Origin of the sequence: Desulfococcus sp. (assembly GCF_041737845.1) — a bacterium.
GTDB lineage: Bacteria > Desulfobacterota > Desulfobacteria > Desulfobacterales > Desulfococcaceae > Desulfococcus.
On the sequence record NZ_JBGSQX010000133.1, the window covers coordinates 18,770 to 33,326 of the forward strand.

Below are 14,557 nucleotides of genomic sequence, written 5' to 3' on the forward strand. Positions count from 1 at the left end.
AATTATTTAACCAGTTTCACGGGCTGACGGGGCGCGAGGACCACCGTCAGGATGCCGCGGTTGTCGGTGTAATCCTCGGTGTCGATGTTGGAGTCGGTGTTCTGGTAGAGGTAATCGAGCCGGAGGGTCATCCAGGGAAGGGCCTGGTATGCCAGGCCGCAGCCGGCCCGCCAGACGGTGTCCTCCCGGTCCGGGTCCTCGTCCGTGTACAGGTTGCGGCGATACCCGCCGAAAAGATTGCCGACGACCCGGCGGCCCAGGGGATGGGTAACGGTGCCCGCCAGGCTGAAATAGGGGTTGAAGCCCAGGTTCTCTGAACCGAAGCTCGCCTTGTCGTAGCCGGCGTCGGCGATGACGGCGACGGTGCTGCCCTCCGCCCAGGTGTAGGATGTCTCAAGGGACCCGACGATGCCGTCGTCATCCTCGCCGGTCTCATTGTCCTGGTAGAAGTAGCCGAAGCTCACTGCGAACCGGGTGTTCTGCCGCTCCTGCCAGACGAACCCCGCCAGCGGGCTGTAAACCTGGTAGTCGTCGCCCTCCTCGAGATAGTCGGTGTAGTCATGGGTGTACTCAAGATAGGCATCGAAGAGGCGGCCGAAGCGCTTGGTCAGCCGGAACCGCGCAGCCATCTCCTCGTAATCCTCCGACACGTCGAACTCACTCACCGTATAGTTCCCCTCCAGTTCGACGGCGTATTGGTTGGGCGCAAACCAATAAGTCAGGAGGGCCTTTGGATTGTGATAGGATTTATCTTCCACGGTGGGGTCGTCGTTCTCGTTGACAAAATAGGCATACCGAAGCTCGGCCGTATTCTCGGCCCCGAACCGGTTGACCACGCCGACCTCGGCCGTGTTGTTCCAATAGGGCTCTCTTCCCCGCCTTACCGTGGTGTCTTCTTCGGAGATGGGGTCCTCGGTGTACAGAAAGGAATCGCTGATTTCGAGCCGCGTACCGCCCGCGACCTCCGTCCATCCGGTCAGATTGGCGTTATGGCCCCAGTAGGTATTTTCAGGGAAGCGCGTGTAGGCAGAGTAGGTGGGATTGTAGGATAGGGCAAACTCGGCCGTCTGCCCGGTGACCTCCAGATCGATGCCGGGGCTGACGTTTGTGCTGACATCGTATTCTTCGTCAGTCGGATCGAGGTAGATGTTGTCGTCATAGATGAGGCCCACGGAGATCCGGGGGGTGACGGCGACCTCCCCGAAGGCGAAATCGCGGGGGAAAAGGGGGAAGAGAAACAGCAGAAGGCATATGGCCCGAATGACGGTGCCTTGCGGCGGTGTCAAACAGCCGGGAATTCTGCAGATCCTGTCGCCGGGCGGAGCCGGCTTCGATGGCGGACGCACAAGTGGCACCTTTTATATCGGGATGAATAGTGACGGTTCCGCAAAAAGCCCGATATCTGCGTTATGCTGCATCCCTCGTCACTGCGGCGTACTGTAAGTACTCCTCATTCCTCGGGATTTGCAAGCCTTGATCTCGAACTTTTTGCGAAATCGTCTGAAAATTGACTTTTTACGAGACCCTCAATAGTAGCGAAAGAAAATTGCACAAATTTGAGGTTCACCTAGCACAATTCCAAGGAAAAATCAATCACTACAACTTTCTTCGCAAGAGATCGGACGAACGGAGGGAATCGCAGCTCATCACAGCTCCTCATAGATTTGATTCTTGATAGGTTTCGAGCAGTTTCATCCATCCGGCTATAGCAGCATCCACCGCAGCCCGCTGTTGATCAGGCTGATCAGGAGGGCGGCGATCAGGGTGCTCATGAAGCCGTCGATCTCGAAATCGTCGACCAGCTTGTCCGTCAGCCAGAGCAGGATCGCGTTCACCACGAAGGTAAAGAGGCCGAAGGTGATGACGATGAAGGGAAAGGCCAAAATCGTGAGCAGCCACCCCACCAGGAAGTTGATCACGCTGTAGACCACCGCGACCACGACGGCGGTCCAGTAATTCTTGATCTTGATGGTGGGCATGACGTTGGCGACGATGAAGACCGACGCGGAAAAAAAGAGGATGTTGAGCAGGAAGTTCATTGAAGGCTCCTTTCGCCAGACCGATCAGGACGGACGGGTAAAAATCAAGCCTGAGGATACGCCATTCCTTCCACGTTACTCAGACCGGCAGATCACAATTCCACCATTTGTTTCAGGTCAAATCGAATGCATTATGCCACTTTCATCTTGAAAGCACACATCCAAATGTGTAGTTTATCCGCAAGACAAGAAAGGATAAACATCATGACCACAAACCTTGCGATTGAAGACGACCTGATTGAGCAGGCAAAAGAGATCGGCAACCATAAAGGCAAGAAGGCGGCGGTCACCGAAGCCCTTCAGGAATATATCCAGCGACGCAGACAGATCAAGCTTATTGACCTCTTCGGCACCATCGATATCGATCCGGATTATGATTACAAAGTGCAGCGAAATCAACCATGAAGGTCATCATCGATACCTGTATCTGGTCTCTTGCCCTGAGGCGGACGGCCTCATGGTTACAAAACTCTTCGTTGACGTATGCATATATTATATGTATTAATCTACCATGAAGATAACATGGGACCCCCAAAAAGCCGAAACCAATCTTCAAAAACACAAGATTCGCTTCTCAGATGCAGAGGTGGTCCTTTCTGATCCATTTGCAATGACGCTGGAGGATCAGGATGTTTTATCCGAGCAACGGTTCGTGACCATCGGCACCGATGCAGTTGGGCGAACCATTGTCGTGGTCTATTCTTATCGGGGCGATACAATCCGACTGATTTCGGCGAGAAAAGCGACATCCAGTGAGAGGGAGCATTATGAAAAAGGAATATAACTTCGAAAAAGCCAAAAGAGGTCAGATCGTTGCTCAAAAAGGGAAATCCAGAATAACGATATATATTGACACGGATGTTCTCGATCAATTTCGCGAACGGGCGGACAAGGCCGGGTACGGCTATCAGACAATGATCAATGAAGCGCTGAGACAGTATCTTGAAAAAAACGGAAAGCCATTGGATGAAACGCTTATCCGTCAGGTCATCCGCGAAGAATTGGATCGCGTTCCGCATCACGAAAGTTGATTTCAACGATTCTCCCCTCCCCCCCCTCACTCCCTGAACGCCAGCACCCCCTCCCCGAGCTGCCGCATCTGCTGCCGGATCCACCGGCCGCGTCGGATGACATAGTCCGACGGGCGGTCCGCCCGGTAGCGGTAGGGGTTGGGCAGGACGGCGGCGAGGCGGGCGGCCTGGTCGGCGTTGAGGCGGGCGGCGCTCCTGCCGTAGAAATGCCGGCCCGCGGCCTCCACGCCGTAGAGGTTGGGCCCGAATTCCACGATGTTGAGGTAGACCTCCAAAATCCGCTGTTTGGGCCAGAAGGTTTCAAGCAGGACGGTGAAATAGGCCTCCACGCCCTTGCGAAGCCACGTTCGGGACGGCCAGAGAAAAAGGTTCTTGGCGGTCTGCTGGGTGATGGTGGAGGCCCCCCGGACCCGGTCGCGCTCCTCGTTGTCTTCCATGGCGGCAGCGATGGCCCGCCAGTCGAACCCCCGATGCCGGGGGAAGAGCTGGTCCTCGGCGGCGATGGCCGAGAGCTGCATGGCCGTTGCGATCTTCTCCAGGGGCACCCATTGGTGGCGGGTCCGGGGCATCTCCGCCAAAGGCGGCGCCAGGGCCCGGTGGATGCGCCAGGCCCACAGGGGCGGATCGATCCCGCGGAAGGCCAGCACCGCCAGGCTGGTGGAAATGACCCAGAGCACCGGCAGATAAAAAAGCCAGCGCCACAGGCCCCTGCCCTTTGGCTTCCCGCGGCTCACGGCCGCGGCCCCCCCGCCCCTCCGGACGTCGGCGGCCCGGGAAGGCCCCCTCCTGAGGGTGATCCCGTTCCCGAACGCCCCGGCAACGCTTTTTGATCTGGAAGAAAAGATGGCGTCACCCCCGCTTCCGCTCTCAGGACAGCCTTCCGCAGCGCGGGGTCGAGAAAAAGCTGCTGTGGATGGCGTTGACGCCGCTTGCCAGGTCTTTCTCCTCCACCAGAAAATAGAGGGCGGCCCGTGACGGCCCGAAGGAGATCATCTCCACGTTGACCCGGCAGTCGGCCACGGCCGTGAAGCATCGGGCGGCGATGCCCGGCCGCTTCTGGATGCCGTCGCCGACGATGCCGATGAGGGCCACCCCGTCGAGCCGGTCGATCTGCCGGAACGGCCGGGGCGCGATATCCATCAGGGCGTCCCGGGCCGCGTCGATGTCCCCGCGCGCGAGCAGGAGGCTGATGCAGGTCTGGGAGGTCACCACCGACTTGATGTTGACGCCCCGCTCCGATACCGCGGTCGCCACCTCCCCCAGGATGCCCCGCCTTGCCCCCACGCCCGAGGCATGGACCTTGAGGACGGCGATGTCGGTGTCGTAGGCGACGCTCTTGATGATGGATGCCGGCTTGGGGCTCTGGGCGGTGATGAGGCTGCCCTCCCCGTCCGGGTTGAGGGTGTTCTTGATGGCGATCTGGATGCGCTTCTTCCGGACCGGCTCCACGGTGCGGGGATGGAGGATCTTCGCCCCGAAATAGGCCAGCTCGGCCGCCTCTTCATAAGAGAGCACGGGAATGAGGGTCGCCTCGGCCACCAGCCGGGGGTCCGCGCTCATGAACCCTTCCGTGTCTTTCCAGACCTCCAGGATCTCCGCGTTCAGGGCCGCGGCTACCACCGCCGCCGAGTAGTCGCTGCCGCCCCGGCCGAAGGTGGTGATGTGGCCCGCGTCGCTCACGCCGAAAAATCCGGGGAAGAACAGCACCACGTCCCGGGCCAGGAGCGGCGCCAAATTGGCTTCGAAATTGCGTTCGGTCGCGGGGAGGTTGACCGTGGCGTCCCCGTATTTGCCGTCGGTCATGAGGCCCGCCTGCTCGGGCATGCGGCAGGTGGCGGAGACCCCCCGGCTCCTGAGGGCCGCGGCCAGGAGCATCGCGGAGAAGCGTTCGCCGAAGCTGGTGACCGCATCCGTCAGGCGCGGGGTGATCTCGCCGGTGAAATTGAGGCCGTAGTAGAACCGCTCAAGCCGCCTCAAGCCGTTGGCGAACTCCTTGTTGAAGGTCTTGAGGTCGGCCGCCCGGCCGATGACATGCCGGGCCACGAGCTGATGCCTGGCCTTGATCTCCGACAGGATCCCGGGGATATGCTCTTCATTCTCCCTGGCCTTTGCCATGCTCCGGATCAGGAGATCCGTCACGCCATACAGGGCCGACACCACGAAGACCTGGCCCTTTCCCCGCGCTGCGATGAGCTCGACGATCCGCTCGATCGTCTCCTTCCCGTGCAGGCATCCCCCGCCCACCTTGATCACTTTCACTGCGTTTCCCCCCTGTGGCTGTTGGCGTCGGCTTCGGAACCGATGGAACCGGTCCGAATGCCGCGGAGGTGACTATGCCACAGGAAGACCTTTGAGATCAAGCTTTTGCCGCAGCCTCCAGCCGGGTTTTTCAACCCGCCGGCCGCATCCTGCCCCTTCTATGCCGCTATCCATCAAGTGACCGGCTGTTTCGCCCGCGCCCCCGCACATTGACAACAGGCGATTTTTGTAGATATATTAATAATGACGGTTTCGCAAAAAGTTCGAGATACGGCTTGCAAATCCCGAGGAATGAGGCGTACTTAGAGTATGCCGCAGTGACGAGGGATGAAGCATAACGCAGATATCGGGCTTTTTGCGGAACCGTCAATCAAAATAAAAATCAAGGCACAGCAATGAACAAAGCGAAAAAAAAAGACATAAACATCAGCTTGATAGCCGATAAACTCCGCTTCTCTTTTCCTCGACTTCAACACGAATATGCGGTTCGATCCCTTGGATTGTTCGGCTCCTACATACGCGGCGAGCAGAAAAAAGACAGTGACCTGGATATCCTTGTTGAATTTTCAACAACTCCGGGAATGTTTCGCTTTCTGGAGTTGGAAAGAGAACTTTCGCGGCTTCTTGGCATTCCCGTCGACTTGGTGCAGAAAGAGGCCTTAAAGCCCGCCATCGGAAAACGCATTTTGGATGAAGTTCAGCAGATATGAAAAAACATAGGCTGATTCAGGATTATCTGCAAGACATTCTCGATGCCATGGACAAAGCCGCAGCCTTTATTGGTTCAATGGATTTTCAGGCATTCAGCGAAGACGACAAAACCCTTTTCGCCGTTATTCGAAGCCTCGAAATCATCGGCGAAGCCGCCAAAAAGATTCCTGTTCCTTTGCGGCGGCGATACGGGTCCATTCCCTGGAAAAATTTGACGGGAATGAGAGACAAGCTGATTCATGATTATGTTGGGGTCAGCGTTGATGTTGTATGGCAAACGGTTAAAAATGATATCCCGTCAGTACGCCAAGAATTGGCCAGGGTATTGGCATGCGTGCGCACTGAAGAAGATACCCGGCCATAACCTGTAGTCCACGAATATCTGGCCCTTTCCTCGCACGGCGATGAGATCGACGATCATTACCAAAATATAGATAATTGGGAATTTAGGTAAAAATGCCTGAAATAATACTTAAAACAGATATGCCGGATAAAGCTGCACAAGTTCTGGCCGATGCTCTGGAAACCGAATCGTTGCGTTTGAAATACAGTATAGAACTTGCAGCAAAACGGCTTTCGAGATTTGAAAAGAAGTACAACGTTTCGTCAACAACGTTCATCAGTGAATGGTGCGCTGAAGATTTGGACGGGAAAGATCTGGAATATGTCGAATGGGCTGGTGAGTATCATCTTTCCATGCGATTGCGTGAACGATTGGATGCATTAAAAAGTATTCAATATGTCTCTTAAGGCCTATCTGGGGGCCTTTCACACCGCTGTAGGAAAAATCGACGATTATGGATTTGCTGAATCCATAGATATTGAGCAAGAGATACGAGCTGCGAAACAAGCTGTTATAAAATCGACGGTTGTTCTGGTGGATGGTTCTGTTTTGTATATCAAAGAGTTTATCGATGCAAAATATAGAGTTGAAAAAGTCAATTACGCTTACCAATACCAGGATAAAAAAGGAAAACTGATCTTCAGATACGACAATGCCCGCCATAGGCCGGACTTGGGATTTGGTGATCATAAACATCTGGCTGACGGTTCCATAGCTCCAACTTCCATGCCGGATATATCCGATGTGGTGGATGAGGTGATCGGCTGGATGTAGTTCAGTCCCTTGACCTTCAGAAGCCGTCGATCTCAGGGGCTCATTTCAGGCCAATTCGAGGTAACCCATGAAAGACGACACACGGCTCGTACACGCGGGGAAGGACCCCGAACACCATTACGGCATTGTCAACATGCCGGTCTACCGGGCGTCGACTGTTCTGTCGCCGACGCTTTCGGCGTTCAAGGCCCGGGCGGAGGGCGACCGAAAATACCGGGGCGTCCGGTACGGGGCCTACGGCACGCCCACCACCTTCGCCCTGGCCGACGCCGTGGCCGGCCTGGAAGGCGGCGCCGGTGCGGTGGCCACCGCCTCGGGGCTTTCGGCCGTCACCATGGCCCTTGCGGCGTTCGTGCGGCAGGGGGATCACATTCTGATGGTGGATTCGGTCTACAGCCCGACCCGGGAGTTCTGCGACGCCATGCTGGCACGCTTCGGGGTCGAGACAACCTACTACGATCCCCTGATCGGCGAAAGTATCGAAGGGCTGATCCGGCCCGAGACGCGCATCGTCTTCTGCGAATCCCCCGGGTCCCTCACCTTCGAGGTCCAGGACATCCCGGCCATCGCCGCCGCGGCCCACCGGCACGGCGCAGTGGTGCTCCTTGACAACACCTGGGCGACCCCGCTCTTCTTCAAGCCCTTCGACCACGGGGTGGATGTCTCCATCCAGGCCGGGACCAAGTACATCTCCGGCCACTCGGACCTGGTGATCGGGATCGTCACCGCGCGGACGGAGGAGCTGTTCCGGCGGCTCAAGGACACCACCTTCCTCTTCGGAGACATCCCCGGGCCCGACGACTGCTACCTGGCCCTGCGGGGCCTGCGCTCCATGGGCGCTCGGCTGCGGCGGCACCAGGAGAGCGCCATGACGGCGGCCCGGTGGCTTCAAGCCCGCCCGGAGGTCCGCCGGGTCCTGTTCCCCGCCCTGCCGGGCGACCCGGGGCACGACCTCTGGCGCAGGGACTTCACCGGCGCGTCCAGCCTCTTCGGCGTGGTTCTGGAAACCGGCGACGAGGCGGCCGTGGCCCGGATGGTGGACGGATACCGCTACTTCAAGATCGGCGCGAGCTGGGGCGGCTATGAGAGCCTGGTGCTGCCGGCAAATCCCAAGGGCGTCCGCACCGCCGCCCCCTGGACGGCGCCGGGATATGTGCTCCGGTTCCACGTGGGTCTGGAGGACCCCGAAGACCTCATCGCAGACCTGGCCGACGGGTTCATGCGCCTGGCCGGCTGACCGGGCCGAATGAAGATACGTTGACAACAGACCCCAATCTCATTAAAGTAGTGTTAAAAACTACTTTAATGAGATTGGGGGGTATGATCATGAAAACAATCACGGCTGCTGATGCAAATCGCAGATTTTCCAATTTACTGCGGGAAGTGAGCAAAGGGGAAGAAGTTACGATTCTGTCAAGAGGCACGCCCGTGGCGAAAATCACTTCCATCAATTCAGAGGCGTTGAAAAAAAATGCGATGAAGAAGATTCTGTTATCTCGGTTGAAAGCCCAGGACCTAACCGGGTCTCGGAATTGGACCCGCAACGAACTATATGACGATTGATCATGCGTGTCGCTCTGGATACGAATATATTGGCCTACGCCGAGGGAGTCGGCGATAAGGTCCGCTGTGCCGACGCCATCCGGTTGATAGAACAATTGCCGGCCGAACTTGTCCTGATTCCCGCGCAAACCCTGGGGGAGCTTTTTCGGGTTCTTGTCGGGAAGGCAAAAAGGGATGCAAAGCATACACACGAGGCGATTATGGGCTGGGCCGACTCTTTTGAGGTGGCCGACTCATCCTGGTCGGCTTTCCAGGCCGCAATTGATTTGGCAATCGATCACAGGCTGCAGATCTGGGATGCATTGATCATGGCGGTTGCAGCGGAAAATCGCTGCCGTCTGCTTTTGAGCGAGGATTTCCAAAGCGGTTTCATCTGGAGAGGCGTTACTGTGATTAACCCCTTTACCAGGCCATCCTCCCCGCTGCTCGACACTATCTTAGAGCCTGCTTGAAATCCGCTTGCGCCGGGTGAGGCCCCGGACGAAACAACCTGCCGCGGGCTCGCCCCCGACCAACAGGCATGATGGCCTGGAAGACGGGGGCAGGTTCGCTTATCGGTTCAAGAGAGCGATAGCCTCCACCTCGAAATGGGCGTCCTTGGGGAGCCTCGCCACCTCCACGCAGGCCCGGGCCGGCGGATCGGCGGGGAAGAATTCTCCGTAGACCTCGTTGATCATGGCGAAGTCGTCCATGTTCTTGATGAACAGGGTAACCTTCACCACGTTTTCAAGGCTGCTGCCCGCGGCGATGAGGATATTCCTGAGGTTGTTCATGGCCTGGCGGGTTTCCGTCCGGATGTCCGAATCGACCAGCATGCCGGTCGCGGGGTCCAGGGCGAGTTGCCCCGAAACGAAGACCAGGGCGTCGGTCTTCACGGCCTGGGAATAGGGGCCGATGGCCTGGGGGGCATCGGCGGTCTTGACGATGGTGCGATGGGGTGCGCTCATGTTCCGCCTCTTGGGTGGTGGGGTTCCGGTGGTTTTGGATGAATCCCGGCCTCCCGGTGACCGGAAGGCCGCAAACCGCTCACGACGTCCTGCTGCACCTACACGTAGCTCTGGTAATTGGGCTCGTAGATGTGGGACTGGATGAAGGCCCGCAGGTCATCGGGCCTGGGCACGCCCGCAAGGCCCTGGTCAAAAACGACTTCGGCCACGGCCACGGCGATCTTGGCCGACACCGCCCGGATCTTGAGCAGGGGCGGATAGATGCTGCCCCGATCGAAATCGTCTTCCGAGACCTCGCCGGCCAGCACCCGGGATGCCGCCAGGAACATCTCATCGGTCACGTGCTTTGACCGGGTGGCAATCACCCCGAGCCCAACGCCGGGGAAGATGTAGGCGTTGTTGCCCTGGCCCGGCTCGTAGGTCGTCCCCTTGAGGTTCACGGGCGCGAACGGGCTGCCCGAGGCGAACACGGCCCGGCCGTCGGTCCAGGCATAGGCCTCCATGGCGGTGCACTCGGCGTTGGCCGTGGGGTTGGACAGGGCAAATACGATGGGCCGCTCGTTGGACCTGGCCATCTCCTCCAGGACCGGCTGGGTGAAGGCCTTTGGCTGCCCCGACACGCCGATGATGGCCGTGGGCTTGAGGGCCCGGACCGCGTCGACGAAATCGGTGTGGTGTTCAAAATCGTGGGCATAGGGCAGCTTGTGCTCCGCCAGCCGCTGGCGGCTCTTGACGACGAGGCCCTTGGAGTCGGTGAACCAGCAGCACTGACGAGCCTTTTCCCGGGAGAGGCCCTCGTCCATCATGGCCCTCACGATCAGGTCGCCGATGCCGGTGCCGGCCTCTCCGGCCCCGAAAAAGAGGACCTTCTGATCGGTCAGCTTTCCTCCGGTCATCCGCATGGCCGCATACATCCCCGCCAGCGCCACGCTGGCCGTTCCCTGGATGTCGTCGTTGAAGGTGCACGCCCGGCTCCGGTACCGGTTCAGGAGGCGGAAGGCATTGAGATTGCCGAAATCCTCGAACTGGATCAGGGTGTGGGGGAAGTTTTCCTGGACCGCCGTGATGAACTCGTCGATGAGGCTGTCATACTCGTCCCCCCGGATCCGGTCATGGCGCATGCCGAAATAGAGGGGGTCGTTCTGGAGGGTAACGTTGTTGGTCCCCACGTCGATGGTCACCGGCAGGCACCAGGACGGGTGGATCCCCGCGCAGGCCGTGTAAAGGGAGAGCTTGCCCACGGGGATACCCATGCCCGCGACCCCCAGGTCCCCAAGGCCCAGGATCCGTTCGCCGTCGGTGATGACGATAACCCGCACATCCTTGTTGGGCCAGTTTTTCAGGATTTTGGAGAATTTGCCCTTGTTCCGGGATGAAATGAAAATCCCCTTGGGACGACGGAAGATATGGACGTATTCCTGGCAGGCCAGGCCGACCGTAGGCGTATAGATGATGGGCATCATCTCTTCAAGATAATCGGCCAGCACCCGGTAGAACAGGGTCTGGTTCCGGTCCTGAAGGGCGGCGAGAAAGATGTATTTTTCCAGGTCGGAGGTCTTCCTGCGGTAATTTCCCATGACGCGCAGCACCTGCTCCGACATGGTGTTGATCCCCGGCGGGAGCAGCCCCCACAGCCCGAGGGCATCCCGCTCCTCCCGGGTGAAGGCGGTCCCCTTGTTGAGGGTCGGGTCGTAAAGATAATGGATACTGGAAGGAATGCCCGCGGCATTCGGCAGTGGCGTCTTTGGATGAGCCATCGACGGCCTCCTTTTCTGGCGATACAAAAAATATGGTTGACCGATCCGCTCCAACCGGGCGCAAGCGATGCGCATCCGTCGGAAAGCGTCTGTAAAAAAGCCCTCTCTTCCCCAATTTTCCCGAGGTTCGGAGAAGCCGTCTCTTGTCATAAAACAGCCCTCTTGTAAAGAATTCATTCCGGGCTGGAGGGCCGGAAACCCTGAATGCCCCTCACCAGGCCCCTTCAAAGCCCTTGAGGCCGTTCATGTAGAGATGCCCGCAGGCGACGAAGAGCGGATAGGCTGTCGAGAGCAGCGGCAGGCGGTATTGAACGGCCGCGTCGATGATGGCCTGCGGAACCTTCTTTCCCCTGACGAACACGATGCAGCCCACCCCGACGGCGACACTGCGCCGGATCACCTCGATCGTGGCCAGACCGGTCAGGAGCACACCGTCCTTGGCTGCCGGTTTCAGGAGATCACTCATCAGTTCTCCGCCGCCGGCCGACCAGATCTTTCTGTCCCGGAAGGCTTCCCCGGCGAGATATCGGGCATCCAATATTTCCTGAATCCTGGAGACGTTCAACGATCACCCTCCTGGTCCACCCGGAACCCCTTCGGCATCGGGGTCCGGACGATAAGAAAGAGCGTTGGGATACGGTCTTGTTCAGGGCCATGTCGAACCCGGCCGCCGCTGTCGCGGCTGCGGGGGTGAAGGGTGCTCTCCATATCTCCGGCAGGGGTGCCGGGAAAAAGGCGGCGGCGTGGTGCAGGGGATCCAGTGGCAAAAAAATGAATGCCGTCACATTTTCTATACTACATAAACTTAATATATAGTGCAACAAATTTTGATAAATCTTCGCCGATTGAACACCCGTGCCGCCTCCCGCCATGAACGGGAAATCGGAATCCTGATCGGCAGACCCCATGGGGGGAAATCCGGTATATGCCGCCGGGCTTCCATGTATTTTTATATGAGCCTTGACCGCGCGGCAGGCAGCCTCAGGTCACGCACCCGGCAAAACGCAGGCCCCACGGGCGGGGGCTGCAGCGAGTGTTCCCCGGGTTCCCGGGCCTCTGCCTTCGCGGGAAAAATCCCGGATGCCGGGGGCGTCGAATAGACGTTGAATCCGGCGGCGGGATGTGTTAACGGGTTCCAGGTCCGTCGGCCGCCGGCCTGATGAAAGAAAACCCGCCGTGAACCCCGGGCATTCCCGCCCGGGCGGTGTGAAACGGCCCCCGGCATCCGACTGAAGGGCAACACATCCGATGAAAACAGTCCTGAAACGCGCTCTCCCCCTTCTCCTCCTGGTCGGGCTCATCGTCTTGGGCCTCCGGGTCTGGGTCTTCGAGGATAAACCCCTGGAGAGGGACCGCCTCACCCTCTTCGGCAACGTCGATATCCGCGAGGTGGCGTTGGCCTTCAACGGCAGCGAACGGATCGCCGCCATCCGGGTCGAGGAGGGCCAGGCGGTCCGGAAGGGCGACCTCCTGGCGGAACTCGAAACCCGGCGGCTGACACTGGCCGTCGAGCGGAACGCCGCCCGGGTGGAAGCCCAGGCGCGCCTCGTCGAAAAGCTTCTGGCGGGTACCCGGAAAGAGGAGATCCTCCAGGCCCGGGCCCAGGCCGAGGCCGTCCGGCAGCGGGCCGAGAGCGCCAGGCGAACCTATGAACGGCTCCGCCCCCTGGCCGCCGGGAACCTGGCCTCCCGGGACAGGATTGACACGGCCAAGGCCCTGGCCGACAGTGAAAACGCGAGCCTCACGGCGGCCGTCGAACGGCTCAACCAGGCCGAGCGGGGCCCCCGAAAGGAGGATATCGCCTCAGCCCGGGCCACCCTCCGGGTGCTCGCAGCCGAGCTGGACATTTCCCGCCAGAACCTCGCGGACGCCAATCTGGTTGCCTCCGACGACGGCGTCATCCGAAACCGCATCCTCGAGCCCGGCGACATGGCCTCGCCCGGCCGCCCGGTCCTGACCCTGGCCCTCACCGACCCCGTATGGGTGCGGACCTACGTCTCCGAGACGGACCTCGGGAGGATCCATCCCGGCATGCCCGCCACTGTCAAGACCGACAGTTTCCCGGACAAGGACTACCCGGCATGGATCGGGTACATCTCCCCCACCGCCGAATTCACCCCCAAGACCGTGGAGACGGCCGATGTAAGAACCCATCTCGTCTACCAGGTCCGGGTCTTCGTCTGCAATCCCGCAAACGAGCTTCGCCTCGGCATGCCCGCCACGGTGGTCATCCCCCTCCATCCGGCTTCGAACGCGCCGGAAAGCGGGCCGCCGCCCTGCGGAGACCGGGGGGAGCCGTGACGCCGGCTGCATCCGCGGACAATGACGGGCCGCTCGCCATTTTCGCCGAATCCCTGCAAAAAACCTTCACCGCCGGCAAAAAACGCATCACCGCCCTCGACGGGGTCACCGTCAGGGTGCGCGAGGGCGTCGTCACCGGGCTCATCGGTCCGGACGGGGCCGGAAAGACCACCTTCATGCGCACGGCCGCAGGACTTCTCAATCCCGACGCCGGGCGGATGGCGGTCTGCGGCATCGACGTCACGGAAGACCCCCTGGCCGTGCAGGACCGCATCGGCTATATGCCCCAGCAGTTCGGCCTTTATGAAGACCTGAGCGTCCAGGAGAACCTGGACCTCTATGCCGACCTCCAGGGGGTCGCCCCGTCGGCAAGGCCCGAGACCTATGCGGCGCTCATGAAGATGACCCGCCTGGGCGAATTCACCGACCGCCTGGCCGGCCGCCTCTCGGGCGGCATGAAGCAGAAGCTGGGTCTGGCCTGCACCCTGGTCCGGCCGCCCCGCCTGCTGATCCTGGACGAGCCCACCGTGGGGGTGGACCCGGTCTCCCGGCGGGAGCTGTGGGCCATCGTCTCCCGGCTGGTGGCCGAAAGCGGCATCAGCGTCCTCCTGAGCACCGCCTATCTGGACGAGGCGGAGCGGTGCGACGACGTGGTGATCCTCCACAACGGAAGGGTCCTCGACGCGGGCAGCCCGGGTGAATTCAGCCGCCGCATGGCCGGCCGGACCTTTCTCGTCCAGGCCCCTGGCGCGCGGAAGCGGGATGTCCAGACGGCCGTGGCCGGCCGGGAGGGGGTCGTGGACACGGTCATCCAGGGGGAGGCCGTCCAGAT

The 14,557-nt window shown here is 59.8% G+C and carries 19 protein-coding genes; 12 read left to right on the forward strand and 7 right to left on the reverse strand.

Annotation, left to right across the window (positions count from 1 at the left end):
- Positions 1 to 2: 2 nt before the first annotated feature.
- Both ACEW8N_RS15440 and ACEW8N_RS15445 read right to left on the reverse strand, forming a co-directional pair.
- Positions 3 to 1,286, reverse strand: coding sequence for an outer membrane beta-barrel protein (locus ACEW8N_RS15440; protein WP_373500735.1), 1,284 nt, complete (start codon positions 1,284 to 1,286; stop codon positions 3 to 5).
- Between the two features lie 417 nt (positions 1,287 to 1,703).
- A complete protein-coding gene (locus ACEW8N_RS15445) occupies positions 1,704 to 2,039 on the reverse strand; it encodes a phage holin family protein (protein WP_373500736.1) in 336 nt (111 codons plus the stop codon).
- Positions 2,040 to 2,243: 204 nt separating this feature from the next.
- Here ACEW8N_RS15445 and ACEW8N_RS15450 point away from each other — a divergent pair, with 204 nt between their 5' ends.
- The 3 genes from ACEW8N_RS15450 to ACEW8N_RS15460 all read left to right on the forward strand — a co-directional run bounded on the left by ACEW8N_RS15450 (position 2,244) and on the right by ACEW8N_RS15460 (position 3,070).
- Positions 2,244 to 2,444 (forward strand): type II toxin-antitoxin system VapB family antitoxin, encoded by a 201-nt coding sequence (locus ACEW8N_RS15450; protein WP_373500737.1) that lies wholly within the window; start codon positions 2,244 to 2,246, stop codon positions 2,442 to 2,444.
- A gap of 106 nt (positions 2,445 to 2,550) precedes the next feature.
- Positions 2,551 to 2,823 carry a BrnT family toxin gene (locus ACEW8N_RS15455; RefSeq protein ID WP_373500738.1) on the forward strand — a complete coding sequence of 91 codons (273 nt, stop codon included), beginning with the start codon at positions 2,551 to 2,553 and terminating at the stop codon, positions 2,821 to 2,823.
- Positions 2,807 to 3,070, forward strand: coding sequence for a BrnA antitoxin family protein (locus ACEW8N_RS15460; RefSeq protein WP_373500739.1), 264 nt, complete (start codon positions 2,807 to 2,809; stop codon positions 3,068 to 3,070). Before ACEW8N_RS15455 ends, ACEW8N_RS15460 begins: the two co-directional genes overlap by 17 nt.
- A 26-nt stretch (positions 3,071 to 3,096) precedes the next feature.
- On the opposite strand, the gene mtgA is transcribed toward ACEW8N_RS15460, so the two are convergent.
- Positions 3,097 to 3,804 (reverse strand): monofunctional biosynthetic peptidoglycan transglycosylase, encoded by a 708-nt coding sequence (gene mtgA, locus ACEW8N_RS15465; protein WP_373500740.1) that lies wholly within the window; start codon positions 3,802 to 3,804, stop codon positions 3,097 to 3,099.
- Positions 3,805 to 3,937: 133 nt separating this feature from the next.
- Complete coding sequence (locus ACEW8N_RS15470; protein ID WP_373500741.1) at positions 3,938 to 5,329, reverse strand: aspartate kinase; 1,392 nt, start codon at positions 5,327 to 5,329, stop codon at positions 3,938 to 3,940.
- Positions 5,330 to 5,724: 395 nt separating this feature from the next.
- Between ACEW8N_RS15470 and ACEW8N_RS15475 the strand changes: the two genes are divergently transcribed.
- The 7 genes from ACEW8N_RS15475 (at position 5,725) to ACEW8N_RS15505 (ending at position 9,172) form a co-directional block, all read left to right on the forward strand.
- The gene (locus ACEW8N_RS15475; RefSeq protein WP_373500742.1) at positions 5,725 to 6,039 is read left to right on the forward strand and encodes a nucleotidyltransferase family protein; all 315 of its coding nucleotides are present in this window, start codon (positions 5,725 to 5,727) and stop codon (positions 6,037 to 6,039) included.
- A complete protein-coding gene (locus ACEW8N_RS15480) occupies positions 6,036 to 6,404 on the forward strand; it encodes a DUF86 domain-containing protein (protein WP_373500743.1) in 369 nt (122 codons plus the stop codon). Before ACEW8N_RS15475 ends, ACEW8N_RS15480 begins: the two co-directional genes overlap by 4 nt.
- Before the next feature lie 92 nt (positions 6,405 to 6,496).
- Positions 6,497 to 6,790 carry a hypothetical protein gene (locus tag ACEW8N_RS15485; protein WP_373500744.1) on the forward strand — a complete coding sequence of 98 codons (294 nt, stop codon included), beginning with the start codon at positions 6,497 to 6,499 and terminating at the stop codon, positions 6,788 to 6,790.
- Positions 6,780 to 7,157 (forward strand): DUF6516 family protein, encoded by a 378-nt coding sequence (locus tag ACEW8N_RS15490; RefSeq protein ID WP_373500745.1) that lies wholly within the window; start codon positions 6,780 to 6,782, stop codon positions 7,155 to 7,157. The genes ACEW8N_RS15485 and ACEW8N_RS15490 overlap by 11 nt, the downstream gene beginning before the upstream one ends.
- Positions 7,158 to 7,224: 67 nt before the next feature.
- Positions 7,225 to 8,394, forward strand: coding sequence for a cystathionine beta-lyase (gene metC / locus ACEW8N_RS15495; RefSeq protein ID WP_373500746.1), 1,170 nt, complete (start codon positions 7,225 to 7,227; stop codon positions 8,392 to 8,394).
- An 89-nt stretch (positions 8,395 to 8,483) separates the two neighbouring features.
- Positions 8,484 to 8,720 carry a type II toxin-antitoxin system Phd/YefM family antitoxin gene (locus ACEW8N_RS15500; RefSeq protein ID WP_373500747.1) on the forward strand — a complete coding sequence of 79 codons (237 nt, stop codon included), beginning with the start codon at positions 8,484 to 8,486 and terminating at the stop codon, positions 8,718 to 8,720.
- A 2-nt stretch (positions 8,721 to 8,722) separates the two neighbouring features.
- Entirely contained in the window at positions 8,723 to 9,172 is a 450-nt protein-coding gene (locus ACEW8N_RS15505; RefSeq protein WP_373500748.1) for a PIN domain-containing protein, read from the forward strand.
- 99 nt (positions 9,173 to 9,271) lie between these two features.
- Here ACEW8N_RS15505 and ACEW8N_RS15510 read toward each other — a convergent pair whose 3' ends face one another.
- From ACEW8N_RS15510 to ACEW8N_RS15520, 3 genes are all read right to left on the reverse strand, one after another.
- The gene (locus ACEW8N_RS15510; protein WP_373500749.1) at positions 9,272 to 9,667 is read right to left on the reverse strand and encodes a RidA family protein; all 396 of its coding nucleotides are present in this window, start codon (positions 9,665 to 9,667) and stop codon (positions 9,272 to 9,274) included.
- A gap of 98 nt (positions 9,668 to 9,765) precedes the next feature.
- Positions 9,766 to 11,424, reverse strand: a complete 1,659-nt coding sequence (locus ACEW8N_RS15515; RefSeq protein WP_373500750.1) for an NAD-dependent malic enzyme — start codon at positions 11,422 to 11,424, stop codon at positions 9,766 to 9,768.
- A 211-nt stretch (positions 11,425 to 11,635) separates the two neighbouring features.
- Positions 11,636 to 11,989, reverse strand: coding sequence for a hypothetical protein (locus ACEW8N_RS15520; RefSeq protein ID WP_373500751.1), 354 nt, complete (start codon positions 11,987 to 11,989; stop codon positions 11,636 to 11,638).
- A 683-nt stretch (positions 11,990 to 12,672) separates the two neighbouring features.
- On the opposite strand from ACEW8N_RS15520, the gene ACEW8N_RS15525 reads away from it, so the two are divergent.
- Positions 12,673 to 13,725 (forward strand): efflux RND transporter periplasmic adaptor subunit, encoded by a 1,053-nt coding sequence (locus tag ACEW8N_RS15525; RefSeq protein ID WP_373500752.1) that lies wholly within the window; start codon positions 12,673 to 12,675, stop codon positions 13,723 to 13,725.
- On the forward strand, positions 13,722 to 14,557 hold an 836-nt coding region (locus tag ACEW8N_RS15530; RefSeq protein ID WP_373500753.1), incomplete at its 3' end, for an ABC transporter ATP-binding protein. The genes ACEW8N_RS15525 and ACEW8N_RS15530, both read left to right, overlap by 4 nt.

What these genes read in the sequence shown, in the direction of transcription:
- ACEW8N_RS15445 (WP_373500736.1), bottom strand. Translation starts at nt 2,039, where the DNA reads ATGAACTTCCTGCTCAACATCCTCTTTTTTTCCGCGTCGGTCTTCATC.
- ACEW8N_RS15450 (WP_373500737.1), top strand. Translation starts at nt 2,244, where the DNA reads ATGACCACAAACCTTGCGATTGAAGACGACCTGATTGAGCAGGCAAAA.
- ACEW8N_RS15455 (WP_373500738.1), top strand. Translation starts at nt 2,551, where the DNA reads ATGAAGATAACATGGGACCCCCAAAAAGCCGAAACCAATCTTCAAAAA.
- ACEW8N_RS15460 (WP_373500739.1), top strand. Translation starts at nt 2,807, where the DNA reads ATGAAAAAGGAATATAACTTCGAAAAAGCCAAAAGAGGTCAGATCGTT.
- ACEW8N_RS15475 (WP_373500742.1), top strand. Translation starts at nt 5,725, where the DNA reads ATGAACAAAGCGAAAAAAAAAGACATAAACATCAGCTTGATAGCCGAT.
- ACEW8N_RS15480 (WP_373500743.1), top strand. Translation starts at nt 6,036, where the DNA reads ATGAAAAAACATAGGCTGATTCAGGATTATCTGCAAGACATTCTCGAT.
- ACEW8N_RS15485 (WP_373500744.1), top strand. Translation starts at nt 6,497, where the DNA reads ATGCCTGAAATAATACTTAAAACAGATATGCCGGATAAAGCTGCACAA.
- ACEW8N_RS15490 (WP_373500745.1), top strand. Translation starts at nt 6,780, where the DNA reads ATGTCTCTTAAGGCCTATCTGGGGGCCTTTCACACCGCTGTAGGAAAA.
- metC (WP_373500746.1), top strand. Translation starts at nt 7,225, where the DNA reads ATGAAAGACGACACACGGCTCGTACACGCGGGGAAGGACCCCGAACAC.
- ACEW8N_RS15500 (WP_373500747.1), top strand. Translation starts at nt 8,484, where the DNA reads ATGAAAACAATCACGGCTGCTGATGCAAATCGCAGATTTTCCAATTTA.
- ACEW8N_RS15505 (WP_373500748.1), top strand. Translation starts at nt 8,723, where the DNA reads ATGCGTGTCGCTCTGGATACGAATATATTGGCCTACGCCGAGGGAGTC.
- ACEW8N_RS15510 (WP_373500749.1), bottom strand. Translation starts at nt 9,667, where the DNA reads ATGAGCGCACCCCATCGCACCATCGTCAAGACCGCCGATGCCCCCCAG.
- ACEW8N_RS15515 (WP_373500750.1), bottom strand. Translation starts at nt 11,424, where the DNA reads ATGGCTCATCCAAAGACGCCACTGCCGAATGCCGCGGGCATTCCTTCC.
- ACEW8N_RS15525 (WP_373500752.1), top strand. Translation starts at nt 12,673, where the DNA reads ATGAAAACAGTCCTGAAACGCGCTCTCCCCCTTCTCCTCCTGGTCGGG.